This window comes from Stenotrophomonas sp. SBJS02, assembly GCF_020428325.2.
In the GTDB taxonomy this organism is placed as follows: domain Bacteria; phylum Pseudomonadota; class Gammaproteobacteria; order Xanthomonadales; family Xanthomonadaceae; genus Stenotrophomonas; species Stenotrophomonas africana.
This window is the reverse complement of the sequence record NZ_CP109812.1, coordinates 3,381,295-3,402,050: the sequence shown is the minus strand read 5'-3', so window position 1 is coordinate 3,402,050 and position 20,756 is coordinate 3,381,295. Positions and strand designations below refer to the sequence as shown.

The 20,756-nt window shown below is 66.0% G+C and carries 18 protein-coding genes, 1 tRNA gene and 1 pseudogene; 17 read left to right on the top strand and 3 right to left on the bottom strand.

What is annotated here, in order from left to right:
• Positions 1-69: 69 nt before the first annotated feature.
• From trpB to glmM, 5 genes are all read left to right on the top strand, one after another.
• Complete coding sequence (gene trpB / locus FQS62_RS15865; RefSeq protein WP_049447688.1) at positions 70-1,287, top strand: tryptophan synthase subunit beta; 1,218 nt, start codon at positions 70-72, stop codon at positions 1,285-1,287.
• On the top strand, positions 1,284-1,961 hold the full coding sequence (locus FQS62_RS15860; protein WP_208043860.1) for a hypothetical protein: 678 nt from the start codon (positions 1,284-1,286) through the stop codon (positions 1,959-1,961). The genes trpB and FQS62_RS15860 overlap by 4 nt, the downstream gene beginning before the upstream one ends.
• Before the next feature lies 1 nt (position 1,962).
• Positions 1,963-2,772, top strand: a complete 810-nt coding sequence (trpA, locus tag FQS62_RS15855) for a tryptophan synthase subunit alpha (protein WP_057501245.1) — start codon at positions 1,963-1,965, stop codon at positions 2,770-2,772.
• Between the two features lie 219 nt (positions 2,773-2,991).
• Positions 2,992-3,867, top strand: a complete 876-nt coding sequence (accD, locus tag FQS62_RS15850; RefSeq protein ID WP_005410473.1) for an acetyl-CoA carboxylase, carboxyltransferase subunit beta — start codon at positions 2,992-2,994, stop codon at positions 3,865-3,867.
• Positions 3,867-5,228 (top strand): phosphoglucosamine mutase, encoded by a 1,362-nt coding sequence (glmM, locus tag FQS62_RS15845; RefSeq protein ID WP_057501246.1) that lies wholly within the window; start codon positions 3,867-3,869, stop codon positions 5,226-5,228. The genes accD and glmM overlap by 1 nt, the downstream gene beginning before the upstream one ends.
• 78 nt (positions 5,229-5,306) lie before the next feature.
• On the opposite strand, the gene FQS62_RS15840 is transcribed toward glmM, so the two are convergent.
• From FQS62_RS15840 to FQS62_RS15830, 3 genes are read right to left on the bottom strand one after another with little or no spacing between them, the layout of a single operon-like run.
• The gene (locus FQS62_RS15840; RefSeq protein WP_099588655.1) at positions 5,307-6,164 is read right to left on the bottom strand and encodes a polysaccharide deacetylase family protein; all 858 of its coding nucleotides are present in this window, start codon (positions 6,162-6,164) and stop codon (positions 5,307-5,309) included.
• A complete protein-coding gene (locus tag FQS62_RS15835) occupies positions 6,157-7,302 on the bottom strand; it encodes a glycosyltransferase family 4 protein (protein WP_049447682.1) in 1,146 nt (381 codons plus the stop codon). The genes FQS62_RS15840 and FQS62_RS15835 overlap by 8 nt, the downstream gene beginning before the upstream one ends.
• A gap of 20 nt (positions 7,303-7,322) precedes the next feature.
• Positions 7,323-9,203 (bottom strand): DUF3413 domain-containing protein, encoded by a 1,881-nt coding sequence (locus FQS62_RS15830; RefSeq protein ID WP_208043861.1) that lies wholly within the window; start codon positions 9,201-9,203, stop codon positions 7,323-7,325.
• A gap of 152 nt (positions 9,204-9,355) precedes the next feature.
• Between FQS62_RS15830 and FQS62_RS15825 the strand changes: the two genes are divergently transcribed.
• The 12 genes and pseudogenes from FQS62_RS15825 (at position 9,356) to nuoH (ending at position 20,754) form a co-directional block, all read left to right on the top strand.
• Positions 9,356-10,333 carry an isopenicillin N synthase family dioxygenase gene (locus tag FQS62_RS15825; protein ID WP_049447680.1) on the top strand — a complete coding sequence of 326 codons (978 nt, stop codon included), beginning with the start codon at positions 9,356-9,358 and terminating at the stop codon, positions 10,331-10,333.
• A gap of 669 nt (positions 10,334-11,002) precedes the next feature.
• Positions 11,003-11,758, top strand: a complete 756-nt coding sequence (gene tpiA / locus FQS62_RS15820) for a triose-phosphate isomerase (protein ID WP_057499468.1) — start codon at positions 11,003-11,005, stop codon at positions 11,756-11,758.
• 31 nt (positions 11,759-11,789) lie between these two features.
• Positions 11,790-12,227 carry a preprotein translocase subunit SecG gene (gene secG, locus FQS62_RS15815; RefSeq protein ID WP_208042989.1) on the top strand — a complete coding sequence of 146 codons (438 nt, stop codon included), beginning with the start codon at positions 11,790-11,792 and terminating at the stop codon, positions 12,225-12,227.
• Between the two features lie 51 nt (positions 12,228-12,278).
• Positions 12,279-12,363: transfer RNA gene (locus tag FQS62_RS15810), tRNA-Leu, on the top strand.
• A gap of 111 nt (positions 12,364-12,474) precedes the next feature.
• Positions 12,475-12,831, top strand: a complete 357-nt coding sequence (locus FQS62_RS15805) for an NADH-quinone oxidoreductase subunit A (protein ID WP_008265012.1) — start codon at positions 12,475-12,477, stop codon at positions 12,829-12,831.
• Positions 12,822-13,376, top strand: coding sequence for a NuoB/complex I 20 kDa subunit family protein (locus FQS62_RS15800; RefSeq protein WP_005410463.1), 555 nt, complete (start codon positions 12,822-12,824; stop codon positions 13,374-13,376). Before FQS62_RS15805 ends, FQS62_RS15800 begins: the two co-directional genes overlap by 10 nt.
• A 33-nt stretch (positions 13,377-13,409) precedes the next feature.
• Entirely contained in the window at positions 13,410-14,159 is a 750-nt protein-coding gene (locus FQS62_RS15795; protein ID WP_010486428.1) for an NADH-quinone oxidoreductase subunit C, read from the top strand.
• Complete coding sequence (locus FQS62_RS15790; protein ID WP_088480176.1) at positions 14,156-15,463, top strand: NADH-quinone oxidoreductase subunit D; 1,308 nt, start codon at positions 14,156-14,158, stop codon at positions 15,461-15,463. The genes FQS62_RS15795 and FQS62_RS15790 overlap by 4 nt, the downstream gene beginning before the upstream one ends.
• Positions 15,464-15,560: 97 nt before the next feature.
• On the top strand, positions 15,561-16,088 hold the full coding sequence (nuoE, locus tag FQS62_RS15785; RefSeq protein ID WP_006381132.1) for an NADH-quinone oxidoreductase subunit NuoE: 528 nt from the start codon (positions 15,561-15,563) through the stop codon (positions 16,086-16,088).
• A gap of 4 nt (positions 16,089-16,092) precedes the next feature.
• Positions 16,093-17,433: an NADH-quinone oxidoreductase subunit NuoF gene (gene nuoF, locus FQS62_RS15780; RefSeq protein WP_006381131.1), complete on the top strand. Its 1,341-nt coding sequence runs from the start codon at positions 16,093-16,095 to the stop codon at positions 17,431-17,433.
• Positions 17,430-19,663, top strand: a pseudogene (gene nuoG, locus FQS62_RS15775) (NADH-quinone oxidoreductase subunit NuoG). The gene nuoF and the pseudogene nuoG overlap by 4 nt, the downstream one beginning before the upstream one ends.
• Positions 19,660-20,754: an NADH-quinone oxidoreductase subunit NuoH gene (gene nuoH, locus FQS62_RS15770; RefSeq protein WP_049443685.1), complete on the top strand. Its 1,095-nt coding sequence runs from the start codon at positions 19,660-19,662 to the stop codon at positions 20,752-20,754. Before nuoG ends, nuoH begins: the two are co-directional and overlap by 4 nt.
• Positions 20,755-20,756: the final 2 nt, after the last annotated feature.

Sequence of the window (20,756 nt, the reverse complement as noted above, 5' to 3'; positions counted from 1 at the left end):
TAATATCCATTTTCCGGTCACAACCCGTGCGCTAGAGTATCCACCTGTCTCGAATCAGCGGTCGCTTCCATGTCTGCCTCCCCCATTGCCGACTACCACGCCTTCCCGGATGCCCAGGGCCACTTCGGCCGCTACGGCGGCAGTTTCGTTGCCGAAACCCTGGTCGGCCCGCTGCAGGAACTGGCCCAGGCCTATGACCAGGCCCGCCAGGACCCCGCATTCCAGCAGGCCTACGACCGCGACCTGGCCCATTACGTGGGCCGGCCGAGCCCGATCTATCACGCCCAGCGCCTGAGCGATCATGTCGGCGGCGCGCAGATCCTGCTCAAGCGCGAAGACCTGAACCACACCGGCGCGCACAAGATCAACAACACCATCGGCCAGGCGCTGCTGGCGGCGCGGATGGGCAAGACGCGCATCATCGCCGAGACCGGCGCCGGCCAGCATGGCGTGGCCAGTGCCACGGTGGCCGCACGGCTGGGCCTGGAGTGTGTGGTGTACATGGGCGCCACCGATATCGAGCGGCAGAAGATCAACGTCTACCGCATGAAGCTGCTCGGCGCGACGGTGGTGCCGGTCACCTCCGGCTCGGCCACCCTGAAGGATGCGCTCAACGAAGCGATGCGCGACTGGGTGACCAACGTGCAGGACACCTTCTACATCATCGGCACCGTGGCCGGCCCGGATCCGTACCCGCGCATGGTGCGCGACTTCAATGCCATCGTCGGCCGCGAGGCACGCGAGCAGATGCTGGCCGAGTATGGTCGCCTGCCGGATGCGATCACCGCCTGCGTCGGCGGCGGCAGCAATGCCATCGGCCTGTTCCATGCCTTCCTCAACGATCGCCAGGTCGAGATCGTCGGCGCCGAAGCCGCCGGTGATGGCATCAGCACCGGCCGCCACGCCGCCTCGATTGCTGCCGGCCGCCCCGGCGTGCTGCACGGCAACCGCACCTATGTGCTGTGCGATGACGACGGCCAGATCATCGAGACCCATTCGGTGTCGGCCGGCCTGGACTACCCGGGCGTCGGCCCGGAGCATGCGTTCCTGGCCGATACCGGCCGCGCACGTTACCTCGGCATCACCGACGAGGAAGCGCTGCAGGCCTTCCACCTGCTGGCGCACACCGAAGGCATCCTGCCTGCGCTGGAATCCAGCCATGCGCTGGCCCAGGCGATCAAGCTGGCACGCGAGCGTCCGCGCGACCAGATCGTGTTGTGCAACCTGTCCGGCCGTGGCGACAAGGACGTGCACACCATCGCCGCGCGCGAAGGGCTGGTGCTGTGAGCGCGCTGCTTCGCAATAGTAGCGTGCTGCTGCTGGCGCTGGGGATGGCTGCATGCCAGCCGCCGGAGCCACCGGTGCTGGCACCGGCCGCCAAGGCCACCACGCAGCCTGTGCAGCAGGCGGCCAACGATGATCTCGACCCGATGGCGCGTACGCCCATCGTCGATCCGCCGTCCGTGGAGGGCGCGGACAGCGACGACGTGCCTGCAGTGGCTTCGGTGGCGCTGGACCATGCCCGCGAGGTCTTGATCGGCCAGCATATGACGGACCTGAAGGCACTTGGGCCGTGGACCGCACAAGGCGCGGTTGAAGCCATCGGCGGCAGTTGCGAGTACTACGACGGCAAGGAGCTGCCGCCCGGCGTATCGATGATGACCGATGAAGATCGCGTCGTCCGTTTCGATCTCGGCCTGGATCCGCAGAGCGGGGCGCCGACCCAGCAGCCCGGTCCATTCGGCCTGCGTGTCGGCATGACCCGTGCCCAGGCCATGGCCCAGTTCCCGAAGCCGCCGGTGTCCAGCCCGCACGCCTACGACGGTGATCAGGGCGAGTACCTCACCTGGCAGGACCCGGGTTCGGACCTGGGTATCCGCGTGGAACTGTTTGAAGGAAAGGTCATCCAGATGTACTGGGGGACCAGCGATGCGATTGAACTGATTGAAGGATGTGCCTGAAATGTCCGTATCCCGACTCGATGCCTGTTTCCAGCGACTGCGCGAGCAGCAGCGCAAGGCGCTGATTCCCTTCATTACCGCCGGTGATCCCTCACTGGAGGCCACCGTGCCGGTCATGCACGCGCTGGTCGATGCCGGTGCCGACGTGATCGAACTGGGCGTTCCGTTCTCCGACCCGATGGCCGATGGACCGACCATCCAGCGCAGCTCCGAGCGCGCGCTGGCACGCGGGGCCGGCGGCCGCTATGTGCTGCAGGCCGTGGCGCAGTTCCGCGAGCGTGATGCGCAGACGCCGGTGGTACTGATGGGCTACCTGAACCCGGTGGAGATCCACGGTTACGCGGCCTTCGCCAAGGCCGCCGTCGACGCCGGCGTGGACGGCGTGCTGCTGGTCGACCTGCCGCCGGAAGAAGCGGGCGAGGCGCTGCAGGCATTCGATGCGGCGGGGCTGGCGCTGGTCCTGCTGGCGTCACCGACCACCAGCGAAGCACGTGCCGACAAGCTCCTGGCGCTGGCCCGTGGCTACCTCTACTACGTCAGCTTTGCCGGTGTCACCGGCGCGTCCGAGCGCCTGGACAGCGATGCGGCCAGTGCCCGCCTGCAGGCGTTGCGCGCGCGTGCTTCAGTGCCGGTGGTGGCGGGCTTCGGCATCAAGGATGCCGACAGTGCCGCAGCCATGGCCCGCCAGGCCGACGGCGTGGTGGTGGGCAGCGCGCTGGTGGCGGCGCTGGCCGAAGCGGGCTCGGCTGAAGAGGCCGCGCAGCGCGCTCGAACCTTCCTGGCTCCGCTGCGGCAGGCGCTGGACGCGTAACAGGACTGCCGGCCGCTGGCCGGCATCCTCCTCCATACCCGCCTGCGCGCAGGGGCTGCTGGCCAGCGGCCGGCACTTCCCCGCACCTAAACGTACGTCCCAGCATGGTTTTTTCCGGCTGCCCTGCGGCTGGCAAGGGGGTGCACGGGCGGCGAAAGCGGAGCTAGACTGTCCGCCTTTGCGGCCCCTGGGCCGCCCTGAACGGAAGTGTCCTCCCGCATGAGTTGGCTCAGCAAGTTGATGCCGTCCGGCATCCGCACCGACAACACCCCCAGCAAGAAGCGCAGTGTCCCCGAGGGCCTGTGGGAAAAGTGCAGCAACTGCGGCAGCGCGTTGTACCGTCCGGAACTGGAAGAGAACCTGGAAGTCTGCCCGAAGTGCGGCCATCACATGGCGATCCGTGCGCGTGCGCGCCTGGCCGCCTTGTTCGACGCCGACAGCACCACCGAGATCGGTGCGCGCCTGGGCCCGACCGACCTGCTCAAGTTCAAGGACCAGAAGAAGTACAGCGAGCGCATCAAGATCGCGCAGAAGAACACCGGCGAGTATGACGCGCTGATTGCCATGCGAGGCCTGCTCAAGGGCCGTGCGCTGGTGGCATCGTCGTTCGACTTCGCCTTCATGGGCGGCTCGATGGGCTCGGTGGTCGGCGAGCGTTTCGCACTGGCTGCGGAAACCGCGGTCGAGATCGGTGCGCCCTATGTGTGCTTCTCGCAGAGCGGAGGCGCCCGCATGCAGGAAGGCCTGTTCTCGCTGATGCAGATGGCCAAGACCTCGGCTGCGCTGGGCAAGCTGCGCGAAGCCGGCCTGCCGTATATCTCGGTGCTGACCCATCCGACCACCGGTGGCGTGTCGGCCTCCTTCGCGATGCTGGGCGACATCAACATCGCCGAGCCGCAGGCGCTGATCGGCTTCGCCGGCCCGCGCGTGATCGAGCAGACCGTGCGCGAGAAGCTGCCGGAAGGCTTCCAGCGCTCGGAGTTCCTGCTGGAGCACGGTGCCATCGACCAGATCTGCGACCGCCGCGAAATGCGCGATCGCCTGTCCGATCTGCTGGCGATGCTGGGCCGTCAGCCGGCGCCGGAGGTGGCTTGATGGGAGGCCGCAAGTACTTCGGTACTGATGGCATCCGTGGGCGGGTCGGCCAGGGCGTGATCTCGGCCGATTTCGTGCTGCGCCTGGGCAACGCCCTGGGCCGTGTCCTGGTCGCCCAGCGCGGCCAGGACGGGCGCCGGCCGATCGTGGTGATCGGCAAGGACACCCGCATTTCCGGTTACATGTTCGAAGCGGCACTGGAAGCCGGCCTGGTCGCCGCCGGTGCCGACGTGCAACTGCTGGGCCCGATGCCGACCCCGGCGGTGGCATTCCTGACCCGTACGCTCGGTGTGGATGCCGGCATCGTCATCAGTGCCTCGCACAACCCGCACTACGACAACGGCATCAAGTTCTTCTCCGCCCAGGGCGAGAAGCTCGATGATGCGACCGAGCTGGCCCTGGAAGCGGCGCTGGACGTCCCGTTCACCACCGCCGAATCGGAGAAGCTGGGCAAGGCATCGCGCGCGCGTGAAGCGGTGGGACGTTACATCGAGTTCTGCAAGGCCAGCGTGCCGCGCGCGTTCGACCTGCGTGGCGTGCGCCTGGTGCTGGATTGCGCGCACGGTGCCACCTACCAGATCGCACCGCTGCTGTTCCGCGAACTGGGCGCCGAGGTGATCGGCATTGGTGCCGAGCCCAACGGCGTCAACATCAATGCCGGCGTGGGGTCCACCCATATCGACAACCTGGCGGCCAAGGTCCGCGAGACCCGGGCCGATCTGGGCATCGCCTTCGATGGCGATGGTGACCGCGTGTTGATGGCTGATGACCAGGGCAACCCGGTCGACGGCGATGACCTGCTGTACATCCTGGCCCGCGCATGGAAGGACGAAGGCCGCCTGCGCGGCCCGGTGGTCGGCACGCTGATGAGCAACTACGGCGTCGAGAAGGCATTTGCCGACCTGCAGATTCCGTTCGTGCGCAGCAATGTCGGCGATCGTTACGTGCACCAGGCGCTGATCGAAGGCGGCGGGGTGCTCGGCGGTGAAGCCTCCGGCCATCTGCTGTGCCTGGACCGGGCCACCACCGGCGACGGCATCGTCAGTGCCCTGCAGGTGCTGGTGGCGCTGCGCAACAGCGGGCAGACCCTGCGCCAGGCACTGAAGGGACTGGTGCGGGTGCCGCAGAAGACGGTCAACGTGCGGCTGGGCAATGTCTCGGCCAAGGCCACGGTGCAGGCCGACAGCGTGCAGGCCGCGCTGGCTGTCGCGCAGCAGTCGGTGGCCGGCCGTGGCCGTGCGTTCCTGCGCCCGTCCGGTACCGAGCCGGTGGTGCGGGTCACGGTCGAGGCCGATGATGCAACGCTGATGCAGGATACGCTGGACCGCCTGTCCGCTGCGGTGCGCGAAGCCGCCAGTTGAAGCGCCTGCCCGTCGGTGCAAAAAAAACGCCCCGGAATTCCGGGGCGTTTTCTTTCTGCGGGCCGGGCCTGGTCGTGCCTACGGCCCCGGTACCATCTTCTTCTGGCGCGCCTTGAAACCATTGAACAGTGGCGCGATCAGGGGGTTGTAGCTCTGGGCTATGCGCTTGCGCAACCAGCTCGCCGGGCGGTTGCGGATCGCGAAGCGGTAGATGCGTTCCGGATCGCCGCCCACCACGTTGCGGCCGAACGGGTGGGTGGTGTGCAGGTAGCGGAAGCCGTGCTCGCGTGCCACCTCGATGTGGTCCTGGTCGAAATCGCCGTAGGGCCAGCACAGCGTATCGGACACCTCGCCGAGCTTGTCCTGCAGGACTTCGCGTGAGACTGCCAGATCGTGGCTCAGGCCGGCACGGCGCTGTGCGCGGTCCAGGTCGTTGCGGCGCAGCCAACGGGTGTGGGTATGGGTGTGGCAATGCACTTCGAAGGTGCCGGCGGCGATGGCCGCGCGCGCTTCACTCCAGCGCATCATCACGTCGTCGCTGCGGTTCTGCTCGTAGATCGCCGCTTCGCAGCCGCGATGGTCCGGCGTGGCAGGCAACGTTGCCCCGGCAAGCCCGGCGTGGGGCCGCTCCGGGCCTTCGCCCATCCAGCCGGTGACCACGAACACCACCGCGTGCATGCCGTACTTCTGCAGGATCGGGTGCGCATACACCCAGTTGTCCAGGTAGCCATCGTCGAAGGTGATCACGATCGACTTGCGCGGCACCGGCTTGCCGGCCAGGAAAGCGGCGTACTGGTCCAGTGTCAGCGAGGTCCAGCCGTTGCCGGCCAACCATGCGATCTGGCTCTCGAAATTCTCCGGCGACACGGTGATCATGCCCGGCGACGGACTGACGTGGTGGTGCATCAGCACCGGTACGGTTCGGGCATCAGCCATGTCCCAGCTCCTTCAGCCACTGGTGGTAATAGTGTTCGGTGGTCTCACCGTGGCCGTCGGGAGTGAACCGGTGCGCGCTGCGCATCCAGTCCCAGCCGGCGCGGCCCATCTGCCGCCGCCGTTCCGGATCGTCCACCAGCAGGCGCAGGGCGCCTGTCAGGGCAGCATTGTCGCCCAGCCGGGTGAGGATCGCATTGCTGCCATCCACCACCATCTCCGGCACGCCGCCTACGCGTGTGGCCACGATCGGCACCCCGACATAGGCGGCCTCCAGGAAGACGGTACCGGCCGCTTCCTTGTGCGAAGCCAGCGCGAAGATGTCGAAGCCGGCCATAAGCCGGCATGCGCCATCGCGGTAGCCGAGCAGATGGACCTGCTGCTGCAGTCCGTGCTCGTCGCGCAGCGCCTGCAGCCGATCCATGACCGGCTGGCCATCGCCGACCACCACCAGGTGCAGGTTCGGGTGCGTCTTGCACAGCGGCACCATCGCCTGCAGCAGGTCGGCATGGCCCTTGGGTTCGCGCAGCACCGCCACGCAACCGACCACGATGTCCTGTTCGCCGAAGCCAAGCTCGGCGCGCACTTCCGCGCGCACCTCCTGCAGGCCTTGCCAGGGATCGTCCTTGCGGATCTCGCTCCAGCGCGGCGGGACCGCGATGGGCGGTACGATGCCGATGTATTCGGCCGGAATGCCGCGCTCGGCCAGCAACTGCTTGACGAAGCTGCTGACGGTCAGCACCCGGTGCGGCAGGCCGGTATAGGTCAGCAGCGAGTTGACCGGGCTCATCAGGTGGCGCGAGCGCACCACCAGCGGCGTGCCGCCCAAGCGTGCGCCGGCGGCGGCGATCAGCGCGTCACGGCGGCTGGTGGTGTTGACCACGTCATAGCGTTCGCGGCGCACCAGGCGCGAGACCGACCAGATGCCGCGCAACAGGCGCAGCAGGCCACCCATGCGCAGGGTATGCACGGTGAAACCATCATCGCGTGCCAGCTGGGCCAATCGCGCTTCGGGCTGGCACAGCAGCGCCACCTCGTGGCCGCGCGCGCGCATCACCTGCATGTGGCGGAAGATGTAGATCTCCTGCCCACCCATTCCCTTGGCGGCTTCGGTGTGCAGGATGCGCAGCGGACGGTTCATGCAGGATCGATCCTTGAGGGTCAGCGGTTGCGGAAGCGGGTCAGCGCTTCCCATGCGGTACGGACGGCGGCGGCATCCGGGGCCTGCTGCGGCAGTGGGCGATAGTGCAGGTCCAGCGAGGTCGCGTTGCCGAACTTGTCGAACACGTAGATGGCGTTGCCGTGGCGGACGGCGCGTTGCGACCAGCTTTCCACCACCAGCGCGCGCTCGCCCGCAGGTTCGGCCAGCAGGTCCTGGCCGGTACTGAAATCGGTCAGCGCGTTCTCGCAGCCCAGTGCGTGGCGCATCAGGGTAGGCACCCAGTCCTCGTGCGAACTGACGCGCGTTTCATGGGCATTGCCCTTGCCAGGCCAGTGCAGGACGAACGGCACCTGCAGCTGGTAGTCGGAGAAGTTGCCGTTGTGGCCCCAGTAGTTCAGCTTGAGGTCGTTGAATTCCTCGGCATGGTCGCCGGTGACCAGCACGATCGTGTCCTGGTCCAGGCCCTGAGCGCGCAGGTCGTCCAGCAGCGTGCCGACCAGGCTGTCGGCGTAGTGCACGGCGGTCCGATACCTGTTCCGTTCCGGGGTCGGGTCGTGGCCCGGGCCGAACTTCAGGAAGTCGATTTCACTGGCCATCGGGGTCGCCAGCGGCGGGTAACCCGGGGGCATGTGGTAGGGCGCATGGGTAGAATCGAGGAAGACGAAGCCGAACCACGGCCTGTGCGCGGCCTGGCTGGTCCGGATGTCTTTCCGCAGCGCGTCGACGATGCTGCGGTCGCGTCCTTCAGAACCCAGCTGGGCAGGCCCCTGGTGCAGCTGGTCGCGAACATCGGCGAACGCAGTGCGGTCGAATTCGGGGCTGTACATCGGCGCACTGCCGTACAGATGCAGGTCGTAACCCTGCTGGCCCAGTACCTTGAACAGCTGCGAGCCGCGCTGCTCGTCAAGCATGCTTTGCCAGTAGCCGCCCGGCAGGCCGTAGAGCAGGCCGAACAGGCCATAGCGGGTGGCGTTGCCGGTGCTGAAATGGCGGTCGTAGACACGAGCGGAAGCCGCCAGCGCCGAGGTGTTCGGCATGATCTGCGGGGTGAGGGCGTCGTGGCGCAGTGATTCCAGCACCACCATCAGCACGTTGGGCCGTTGCGGACTCTGGCAGCGCAGCGGCTGCAGCGGATACAGCAGCTGCGCATGGCGAGGATCGGGCAGGCCGACCTGCTGCTCGCTGACCACGCCCAGCTTGCGCATGAAGCTCTTGGCGGTGATCGGCTGCGCCCAGGGCAGGTAGTTCCACTGGGCGATCACGTCACGGTCGCCGCGCGCGTCGTAGTAGGCGGTGGCCACCTGGCCGCCGGCCATCAGCAGGACGGCCGCCGTCCAGGCCTGCAGTACCCGGTGCCGGCGCGGCGCGGCAGGCAGCAGTTTCCAGCAGGCCCAGGCCAGGATGCCTTCGGCAGTGAAGATCGCCGCGACCAGCAGGCCGACCTGCACCCAGGTCTTCCACGACAACGCGACCTGGTCCTGCAGCGCGCCGCCGAACACCATGTTCACGACCATGGCATTGAGGTGGAAGCGATACAGGGTGAAGATCTTGGCATCGACCAGCAGCAGGCAGAGCCACAGGCCCTGCAGCAACACCGCGCTGATGCTCAGCGTGCGCGCACTGCGCTGCCACAGGCCCAGCAGCAGCGGCAGAACACCGGCCAGTGCACCGAAGGCGAGCAGGTGGCCGGGCAGGGCGACTGCCAGATAGGCCAGGCCCTGGCTGCCGCCCGGGTTGTCACGCAGCGGCACGTTGCCGAGGGTGATCATCGTCGCCAGAAGTACATTGCCCATGACGAACAGCGACCACCATGCGAGCCTGCGCCAGAGGCGGGCAGGGCCTGCGGGGGAGGTGGCGATGGGGGCTGGAGCTATGGGCATGATGCGGGCGGGTTGAGACGGCGCGGAAGGGCGGCGCGGCAGCAACGTAAGGATTCGTTAAATGTGCGCGGGTCGCGCATTGTATCGGTTTGTTTCGTTGCATCGAGTCGCGTTCGCCGGACGATCTGTCACAATGTTCAGGCGGGCCATGAATGCGCAGGCCCCCCAGACCCAACGACAAGCCAGGAACCGCTGTGAGCCAGATCCCCACCCTCGACATCACCCGTTTCGACAGCGACCGCGAGGCCTTCGTGGCCGAGCTGGGCGCGGCCTACCGCCAATGGGGATTCGCGGGCATCCGCAACCACGGCATCCCGCAGGCCGACATCGACGCGGCCTACGATGCCTTCAAGGCCTTCTTCGCCCTGCCGGAAGAGGTCAAGCGCAAGTACCACGTGGCCGGCAGCGGCGGCGCCCGCGGCTACACCCCGTTCGGGGTGGAGACCGCCAAGGGCTCCAAGCATTTCGACCTGAAGGAGTTCTGGCACATCGGCCGTGAAATCGCCGATGACTCCAAGTACCGCGAGGTGATGGCGCCGAACCTGTGGCCGACCGAGATCGAGGGCTTCCGTGAGCGCGGTTACGGGCTGTACCAGGCGCTGGACAACCTGGGTTCGCGCGTGCTGTCGGCGCTGGCCCTGCACATCGGCCTGCCGCAGGACTTCTTCGCCGACAAGACCAACTTCGGCAATTCGATCCTGCGCCCGATCCACTACCCGCCGATCACCACCGACGACATCCCGAACGTGCGTGCCGGTGCCCATGGCGATATCAACTTCATCACTCTGCTGGTCGGCGCCAGTGCCGCGGGCCTCGAAGTGCAGTCGCATGAAGGCGAGTGGGTGCCGTTTACGTCAGACGCGGACACGATCGTGGTCAACATCGGCGACATGCTGCAGCGCCTGACCAACCACGTGTATCCGTCGACGATCCATCGCGTCGTCAATCCTCCGGGTGAACTGGCGCGCCAACCGCGCTACTCGGTGCCGTTCTTCCTGCACCCGAACCCGGACTTCCTGATCGACGTGCTGCCGTCCTGCATCACCCCGGAGAACCCGAGCCGGTATCCGGAGCCGATCACCGCCCACGGCTTCCTCGAGGAACGCCTGCGCGAGATCAAGCTGAAGTAATGAGTGAGAAGGCCGCCGAAAGGCGGCCTTTTTCTTTGCAGGGTTGCACCCTGCACCCGCAGAGGCCGAAGCCAAAGCCAAAGCCAAAGCGGCTCTGGGGTGTTCCGTGGAGAGGCGGGGAGGTGTCGGATGGCGGGGGCGCCGTAAACCCATCCCTGGGGGCTTGGCCGCGGCATCCATGCCGCGGACACCCCGCCATCCGACACCTCCCCGCCTTCGACAGTTTCCCGGTGACGGTGGGTAAATCGCGATCTCCGGTAGGTGTCGACCTTGGTCGACACGATTTCACGCCATGCGTGGATGAGATCTGTCAGGTATCGAGGGAGGGTAGGGGACCGGCTTCTGCTTCTGATCTTCTTTTTTCTTTCCGTGGCGGGCGGAACCGCCGGACTGTGTCAGAGGCCGGGCGGGTGGGGCTGCGCAGGGGCGTGAGCCGCATGGATGCGGCGATCGAGCTTACATGGACGTACTTGCAGCGCCCCCTGCGCAGTCCCACCCGCCCGGCCAAGCCCCAGATCTAGCCGGGCTCTCCGCGACCAACCCAGCCCCGACCCCCGCCACGAGGGGCTGCGCCGTTGGCTGAAAATCCATGTAACCGCTTACAAGGAAACGGATTTTTGCCGCAACAGGTATCATGACCGGCTGACTTCACACAGGAGCCACCCGCTCATGCGCCGCAAGATCGTCGCCGGAAACTGGAAGCTGCATGGCAGCCGTCAATTCGCCAATGAACTGCTGGGGCAGGTCGCCGCTGGGCTGCCGCTGGACGGCGTGGACGTGGTGATCCTGCCGCCGCTGCCGTACCTGGGTGAGCTGGTCGAGGACTTCGGCGAGACCGGCCTGGCCTTTGGCGCGCAGGACGTAAGCAGCAACGAGAAGGGTGCCTATACCGGCGAGGTCTGCGCGGCCATGCTGGTCGAGGTCGGGGCCCGCTATGGCCTGGTCGGCCATTCCGAGCGCCGCCAGTACCACCATGAAAGCAGTGAACTGGTCGCGCGCAAGTTCGCCGCCGCCCAGCACGCCGGTCTGGTGCCGGTGCTGTGCGTGGGCGAGACCCTGGAACAGCGCGAGGCCGGGCAGACCGAAGCGGTCATCGCCAGCCAGCTGGCGCCGGTGCTGGAGCGGGTCGGTGCAGCCGGCTTCGCCAAGGCCGTGGTCGCCTACGAGCCGGTCTGGGCCATCGGTACCGGCCGTACCGCTACAAAGGAGCAGGCACAGCAGGTGCACGCGTTCATCCGTGGCGAAGTCGCGCGTATCGATGCTAGAATCGCTGATTCACTGCCCATTGTTTACGGCGGTAGCGTGAAGCCCGACAATGCCGGGGAACTGTTCGCGCAGCCGGATGTCGATGGTGGGCTGGTCGGCGGCGCCTCCCTGGTGGCCGCGGACTTCCTGGCCATCGCACGGGCGGCGGCCGCGAACTAATCCTAGAAGTTTTGTCCGAGGGCGGTTTCCAATGCTGATGTTGATCCTCAATGTCGTCTACGTGCTGGTCGCTGTGGCCATGATCGCGCTGATCCTGATGCAGCGTGGCTCGGGTGCGGCGGCGGGTTCGGGCTTTGGTGCCGGTGCCTCGGGCACGGTGTTCGGTGCGCGCGGCGCCTCGAACTTCCTGTCCAAGTCGACCAAGTGGCTGGCTGTCGTGTTCTTCGGCATCAGCCTCTTCATGGCCTGGTATGCCGGTCACGGCACCCGTCCGGCGGCCGACCAGGATCTGGGTCTGATGTCAGCCCCGGCGGCGACTGCTCCGGCGGCCCCGGCGGGCGAACTGCCGGCCGTTCCGAAGGCCGATGCGGTCCCGGTCGCCCCGGTTTCGGCCGCGAATGTGCCGGCTAAGGCGGAATCTTCGGTTTCTGGTGAAGAAAAGCCTTCGGAAGGCTCCCGGAAAGACTGAAGCCGGTTACAATACGCGGCGCATCGGGAAGATAGTCTGATGTGATCGTTTGCCCAGGTGGCGGAATTGGTAGACGCACTACCTTGAGGTGGTAGCGACGCAAGTCGTAGGGGTTCGAGTCCCCTCTTGGGCACCATTTGTAAGTAAAGCGGGTTCGTCTGGCGCGCAAGGCGCCAGGCAGATTCCCGTCCACTCCCCCATGCCAAAGCGCCTGCAGGCGCAGCGGCAGAGGCAAGAGAGAATCGCTGTGCTGGCCGAATATTTGCCGTCTCTGCTGTTTCTGATCGTTGCCACCGGTATCGGCATTACGCTGATGCTGGTTGGTCGATTCCTCGGTCCCCGCCGCCCCGATCTGGAAAAGCTGTCGCCGTACGAGTGCGGCTTCGAGGCCTTCGAAGACGCGCGCATGAAGTTCGACGTGCGCTATTACCTGATCGCGATCCAGTTCATCGTCTTCGACCTGGAAATCATCTTCATCGTGCCGTGGACCCAGGTCTTCATGGAGCTGGGTGCCCGTTCGCTCATCACCATGGGCCTGTTCGTCGGCATGCTGTTCCTCGGTTTCATTTACGTCTGGAAGAAGGGAGCGCTGGAATGGGAGTGATTCAGACTCTCGATGGCCTCATGAACAACCCCACGCCGGAAGGCCGGGTTGATGACATCCTGCGGCCGGAAGGCGACAACCCGCTGCTGGAAAAGGGCTTCGTCACCACCAGCGTCGATGCACTGCTGAACTGGGCGCGCACCGGCTCGATGTGGCCGATGACCTTCGGTCTGGCCTGCTGCGCGGTCGAGATGATGCACGCCGGTGCCGCGCGCCTGGACCTTGACCGCTACGGCGTGGTGTTCCGCCCGTCGCCGCGTCAGTCCGACGTGATGATCGTGGCCGGCACCCTGGTCAACAAGATGGCCCCGGCGCTGCGCAAGGTCTACGACCAGATGCCCGACCCCAAGTGGGTGATCTCCATGGGCAGCTGCGCCAATGGCGGTGGTTACTACCACTACTCCTATTCTGTGGTGCGCGGCTGTGATCGCGTGGTGCCGGTGGACGTCTACGTCCCGGGCTGCCCGCCGACCGCCGAGGCGCTGGTGTACGGGATCCTGCAGCTGCAGAAGAAGATCTGGCGTACACAGACCATCGCCCGCTGACCCCTTCACCTGACAAGAGCGCGCCAAGCCCCCATGGCAGAGCAAGCATCCTTCATCGACCGACTCTCCGCACGTTTCGCAGGTGCGAAGGTCATCGTGGTCGAACCCCGCGGCGAAGTGACGCTGGAAGTGCCTGCCGCCGAGTGGCACGCCACCGCCCTGGCGCTGCGTGACGAGTTTGGTTTCGAGCAGGCCGTGGATCTCTGCGGCGTCGACTACCTTGGTTATGGCTCCGACGAATGGGACACCGCCGACGTGTCCTCGCAGGGCTTCAGCCGTGGCGTCGAAGGCAAGGCCCAGGGCCGCTTCGCGTGGGGCGAGTTTCCCACCGAGGAAAACGGTGCCGACGGTGCCCGCCCGCAGCACATGCCGACCCAGCGCTTCGCCGTGGTTGCCCAGCTGCGTTCGTACCAGCACAACCTGATGATGCACCTGCGCTGCTTCGCTCCTGACGAAGCGCTGCCGGTGGTGTCCTCGCTGACCAGCATCTGGCCGGGCCTGAACTGGTTCGAGCGCGAAGCGTTCGACCTGTACGGCGTGATCTTCGAAGGCCACCCGGACCTGCGCCGGATCCTGACCGACTACGGTTTCGTCGGCCATCCGTTCCGCAAGGACTTCCCGCTGATCGGCAATGTCGAAGTCCGCTACGACGAAGAAAAGAAGCGCGTGATCTACGAACCGGTCACCTCGGTGGAGCCGCGTGTCGGCGTGCCGCGCGTGATCCGCGATGACGCCCGTCTGCAGACCGCAGAAGGTGAGCGCGCGCAGGAGGCAGTGAAGTGAGCCACGTACACCAGGCCGGCGAAGCATTCGCCAGCAACGCAGCCGAAAGCCGGCAGGAAATCCGCAACTACACCATGAACTTCGGCCCGCAGCATCCGGCCGCTCACGGTGTGCTGCGCCTGATCCTGGAAATGGACGGCGAAACCATCATGCGCGCCGACCCGCACGTGGGTCTGCTGCACCGTGGTACCGAAAAGCTGGCGGAGTCCAAGCCGTTCAACCAGTCGATCGGCTATATGGATCGACTGGATTACGTGTCGATGATGTGCAACGAGCACGCCTACGTGCGCGCGATCGAGACCCTGATGGGCATCGAGGCGCCGGAGCGTGCGCAGTACATCCGCACCATGTACGACGAAATCACCCGCATCCTCAACCACCTGATGTGGCTGGGCTCCAACGCGCTTGACCTGGGTGCGATGGCGGTGATGCTGTACGCCTTCCGCGAGCGCGAAGAGCTGATGGACTGCTATGAAGCAGTCTCCGGCGCACGCATGCACGCGGCGTACTACCGTCCGGGCGGTGTCTACCGCGACCTGCCGGACCACATGCCGAAGTACAAGGAATCGCGCTGGCACAAGGGCAAGGCGCTGAAGCAGCTCAATGCTTCGCGTGAAGGCTCGCTGCTGGACTTCCTGGAGAACTTCACCAACGAATTCCCGGGTCGCGTTGACGAATACGAAACCCTGCTGACCGACAACCGTATCTGGAAGCAGCGTACCGTCGGCATCGGCGTGGTGACGCCGGAACTGGCCCACCAGTGGGGCATGACCGGCGTGATGCTGCGTGGCTCGGGCGTTGCCTGGGACCTGCGCAAGAAGCGCCCGTACGCCAAGTACGACGCCGTCGATTTCGACATCCCGCTGGGCAAGGAAGGCGACTGCTACGACCGCTATCTGGTCCGCGTTGCCGAAATGCGCGAGTCCAACCGCATCATCAAGCAGTGTGTGGCATGGCTGAAGGCCAACCCCGGCCCGGTCATGGTCAAGAACTTCAAGGTCGCTCCGCCCAAGCGCGAGGACATGAAGGACGACATGGAAGCGCTGATCCACCACTTCAAGCTGTTCAGTGAAGGCTATTGCGTGCCGGCCGGCGAAACCTATGCGGCCGTGGAAGCGCCCAAGGGCGAGTTCGGCTGCTACCTGGTCTCCGATGGCGCCAACAAGCCGTTCCGCGTGCACCTGCGCGCACCGGGCTTCGCCCACCTGTCCTCGATCGATTCGGTCGTGCGCGGCCACATGCTGGCCGACGTGGTGGCGATGATCGGTACCTACGACCTGGTGTTCGGCGAGGTTGACCGGTAATGCCGTTCGCCACGCCAACGCCCGCTGCAGGCAGCCGGCGCAAGCCGGCGCCGCAGTTTCTGGAATTTCACGTTATGCATTTCGCTGAGGTCGGCCGATGAAGGCGACAGGTAATTTCGAGGCGGCGCGCGACGTCGACCCGATGGTGGTGCTGAGCGACAAGACCCGCGCTCACATCGATCACTGGCTGTCCAAGTTCCCGCCGGACCGCAAGCGCTCTGCCGTGCTGCAGGGCCTGCATGCGGCCCAGGAGCAGAACGAGGGTTGGCTGACCGACGAGCTGATCGCCGGCGTGGCCAAGTACCTTGATCTGCCGCCGGTGTGGGCCTACGAGGTCGCCAGCTTCTACTCGATGTTCGAGACCGAGAAGGTGGGCCGCAACAACGTGGCCATCTGCACCAACATCAGCTGCTGGCTCAATGGCGCCGAGGACATCGTCCGCCATTGCGAGAAGAAGCTGGGCATCAAGCACGGTGAATCGACCCCGGACGGCCGCGTCTACCTCAAGCGCGAGGAAGAGTGCCTGGCCGGTTGTGGCGGCGCGCCGATGATGGTCATCAACGGTCACTACCATGAGCGTCTGACCCTGGAAAAGGTCGACGAGCTGCTGGACGGGCTGGAGTAAGGGCATGGCACATCACCACGAATCCAAGGGTCCGGTCGGCCCGGCGCCGCTGCCGCACCAGGTGGTCTACACCACCCTGCATTACGACACTCCGTGGTCGTACGAAAGCTACCTGAAGACCGGTGGCTACGCCGCCCTGCGCAAGATCCTCGAAGAGAAGATCCCGCCGGAGCAGGTCATCGAGATGGTCAAGGCCTCGGGCCTGCGCGGCCGCGGTGGCGCCGGCTTCCCGACCGGCCTGAAGTGGTCCTTCATGCCCAAGGGCAACATGCAGAAGTACATCCTCTGCAATTCGGACGAATCCGAGCCGGGCACCTGCAAGGATCGCGACATCCTGCGCTACAACCCGCATTCGGTGGTGGAAGGCATGGCGATCGCCTGCTACGCCACCGGTTCGACCGTGGGTTACAACTACCTGCGCGGTGAGTTCCACCACGAGCCGTTCGAGCACTTCGAGCAGGCCCTGGCCGACGCCTATGCAAATGGCTGGCTGGGCAAGAACGTGATGGGCTCGGGCGTGGACATCGACATCTACGGTGCGCTGGGCGCCGGCGCGTACATCTGCGGCGAAGAAACCGCGCTGATGGAATCGCTGGAAGGCAAGAAGGGCCAGCCGCGCTACAAGCCGCCGTTCCCGGCCAACTTCGGCCTGTACGGCAAGCCGTCGACGATCAACAACACCGAAACCTATGGTTCGGTGCCGGCGATCATCCGCAACGGTCCGGAGTGGTTCAAGGGCCTGAGCCTGACCGCCAACGGCGGTCCGAAGTGCTTCTCGGTGTCCGGCTGCGTGCAGAACGGCGGCAACTTCGAAGTGCCGCTGGGCACCAAGTTCCACGACCTGCTGGAAATGGCCGGTGGCCTGCGTCCGGGCCGTACCCTCAAGGGCGCGATCCCGGGCGGCGTGTCGATGCCGGTGCTGACCGCGGCCGAGCTGCAGGATCTGCCGATGGACTACGACACCATCCGTGCGCTGGGCTCCGGCCTGGGTTCGGGTGCGATCGTGGTTCTCGACGACAGCGTCTGCTGCGTCAAGTTCGCCTGCCGCATCAGCCAGTTCTTCCACAAGGAATCGTGCGGCCAGTGCACCCCGTGCCGTGAAGGCACCGGCTGGATGCACCGCGTGCTGGAGCGCATCGTCGCCGGCAAGGCCACGATGGAAGACCTGCACCAGCTGAAGGCGGTGGCCGGCCAGATCGAAGGCCACACCATCTGTGCGTTCGGTGAAGCGGCTGCATGGCCCATCCAGGGCTTCCTGCGCCAGTTCTGGGACGAATTCGAGTACTACATCGTCAACGGTCATTCGATGGTTGACGGCAAGAAGGTGGAGGCAGCCGCCGCATGAGCGCGCAACCCGTAAACCCGAACGTGCCACCGGATCACGTGACCATCGAAATCGATGGCAAGTCCCTGGTAGTGCCCAAGGGTTCGATGATCATCCAGGCGGCCGACAAGGCCGGTATCTCGATTCCGCGCTTCTGCTACCACGAGAAGCTGCCGATCGCCGCCAACTGCCGCATGTGCCTGGTGGACGTGGAAAAGTCGCCGAAGCCGGCGCCGGCCTGCGCCACTCCGGTGATGGATGGCATGAAGGTCGCCACCCGCAGCGAGAAGGCACTGAAGTTCCAGCGCTCGGTGATGGAGTTCCTGCTCATCAACCACCCGCTGGACTGCCCGATCTGCGATCAGGGCGGCGAGTGCGAGCTGCAGGACGTGTCGCTGGGCTATGGCCGTTCGGTCAGCCGCTTCAACGAGCGCAAGCGTGTGGTGCCGGACGAGGACATGGGCCCGCTGGTCGCCACCGAGATGACCCGCTGCATCCAGTGCACCCGCTGCGTCCGCTTCACCGCCGACGTTGCCGGTACCTATGAACTGGGTGGCATGTACCGCGGTGAGAACCTGCAGATCGGCACCTTCGACGGCAAGCCGCTGACCACCGAGCTGTCCGGCAACGTCGTCGACGTCTGCCCGGTCGGCGCGCTGACCAACAAGGTGTTCCAGTTCCGTGCCCGCCCGTGGGAGCTGACTGCGCGCGAATCGCTGGGCTACCACGACGCGATGGGTTCGAACCTGTTCCTGCACGTGCGTCGCGGCGAAGTGCTGCGTACCGTGCCGCGCGACAACGAAGCGGTGAACGAGTGCTGGCTGTCCGACCGTGACCGCTACTCGCACCAGGGCCTGTACAGCGAAGACCGTGCGGTCAAGCCGCTGCGCAAGGTCAATGGCGAGTGGAAGGAAGTGAGCTGGGCCGAAGGCCTGACCGCGGCCGCCGAGATCCTCAAGGCCAACCAGGGCGACAACCTGGGCGTGCTGGTGCATCCGTCCACCTCGAACGAGGAAGGCGCGCTGCTGGCCCGCCTGGCCAAGGGCCTGGGCTCGAGCAACATCGACCACCGCATCAACAACCGCGATTTCTCCGACGCCGCAACCGCCGAAGTGTTCGGCCTGCCGCTGGCCGAGATCGAAGGCGCCGACCGCATCGTGGTTCTGGGCAGCAACATCCGCCACGAACTGCCGCTGCTGCACGCCCGCCTGCGCAAGGCGCAGACCACCAACGGCGCGAAGATCCACGTCGTCAACCCGGTGGACTTCGACTTCGCCTTCAGCATCGCCGGCAAGCAGATCGTCGCGCCGTCGAAGTTCGTCGACGCGCTGGCCAACGCCGAGCTGCGTTCGGCAGTGCAGGGCGGCAACAACACCGTGCTGATCGTTGGTGGCATCGCCGAAAACCACCCGCAGGCTGCCGCGATCCGCGCCGCTGCGCGTGACTTCGCTGCCGCCACCGGTGCCAAGCTGTGCCGCATCCCGCAGGCGCCAACGCCGTGGGCCTGGCCCGCGCCGGCGTGCTGCCGGCCGGCAAGGACGTCGCCGCGATGCTGGCGCAGCCGCGCCAGGCCTACGTGGTGTACGGCCTGGAGCCGGGCCTGGACTTCGCCGACGCTCCCGCCGCGCGCAAGGCGCTGGTCGGAGCCCAGGTGGTGGCCTTCAGCCAGTTCGCCTGTGCCTCCACCCGCGACGTCGCCGACGTGATCCTGCCGATCGGTGCGCTGCCGGAAATCGACGCCACCCTGACCAACCTCGATGGTCGCGAGCAGTCGGCCCGTGCCGGCGGCAAGCTGCCGGGCGAGGCCCGTGAAGGCTGGCGCGTGCTGCGCGCCCTGGGCGGCGACATGGCGCTGGCCGGTTTCGACTTCACCGACCTGGCCGGCCTGCGCGCCAGCCTGGCCCCGGTGTCGGTCACCGTCGCTGCTTCGGCGCAGCCGGTGGTCGCCGGTGAAGGCCTGGAAGTGGCTTCGACCGCTGCGATCTACCGCACCGACGCGGTGGTCCGTCGTGCGCCGGCGCTGCAGTCGCATCCGCTCAACAACGCCCCGCGCATCGTGCTGAACGCTGAAGATGCCGCTCGCCTGCAGCTGCAGGAAGGGCAGATGGCCAAGGTCGGCACTGATGCCGGCAAGGCCACCCTGCCGGTGGTGGTCGACGCCCGCGTCGCTGCGGGTTCGGTCTGGATTGAATCGGGCCACGGCGCGACCGCGCCGCTGGGTGCCGCTCGCGTATCGGTGGTGGCTGCATGAACGAATTGCTGTTGAACGCGGTCGATCCGCTGCACCAGTGGCTGCTTGGCCTCGGTGACATCGGCGCGCTGATCTGGATCATCCTGAAGATCCTGGTGATCACCGTTCCGGTGATCATCTCGGTGGCCTTCTACGTGGTCTGGGAACGCAAGCTGATCGGCTGGATGCACGTCCGCCACGGCCCGATGTACGTGGGCATGGGCATCTTCCAGGCCTTCGCCGACGTCTTCAAGCTGCTGTTCAAGGAAGTGGTCCAGCCGAGCAGCGCCAACAAGGCGATCTACCTGCTGGCACCGCTGATCACCCTGGCGCCGGCCTTCGCGGCCTGGTCGGTGGTGCCCTTCGATTCGCAGATTGTGCTGTCCAATGCCAACGCTGGCCTGCTGTACCTGCTGGCGATGACCTCGCTGGGCATCTACGGCATCATCCTGGCCGGCTGGGCGTCGAACTCGAAGTACGCGTTCCTGGGTGCCATGCGCGCTTCGGCGCAGATGATCAGCTACGAAATCGCGATGGGCTTCGCCCTGGTGGGCGTGATGATCGCGTCGGGCAGCCTGAACCTGAGCAACATCGTGATGGCGCAGGCCGGCGATTCCGGTTTCTTCGACTGGTTCCTGCTGCCGCTGTTCCCGCTGTTCGTCATCTACTGGGTGTCGGGCGTGGCTGAAACCAACCGCGCGCCGTTCGACGTGGTGGAAGGCGAATCGGAAATCGTCGCCGGCCACATGGTCGAGTACTCCGGCGGTGCGTTCGCGCTGTTCTTCCTGGCCGAATACGCCAACATGATCCTGATCAGCTTCCTGATCTCGATCTTCTTCCTTGGCGGCTGGCTGAGCCCGATCCAGGGCTGGGTCAACCCGGGCGACATCTCGCCGCTGGTCGACTGGATCTGGAAGGGCGGTGCACCGTGGCTGTTCGTCAAGGTGTTCTTCTTCGCCAGTGCCTACATCTGGTTCCGTGCCAGCTTCCCGCGCTTCCGCTATGACCAGATCATGCGCCTGGGCTGGAAGGTCTTCATTCCGCTGGCCATTCTGTGGATCGCGGTTACCGCCGTCATGGTGTTCTTCGGCGTGATTCAAAAGGGCGTCTAAGT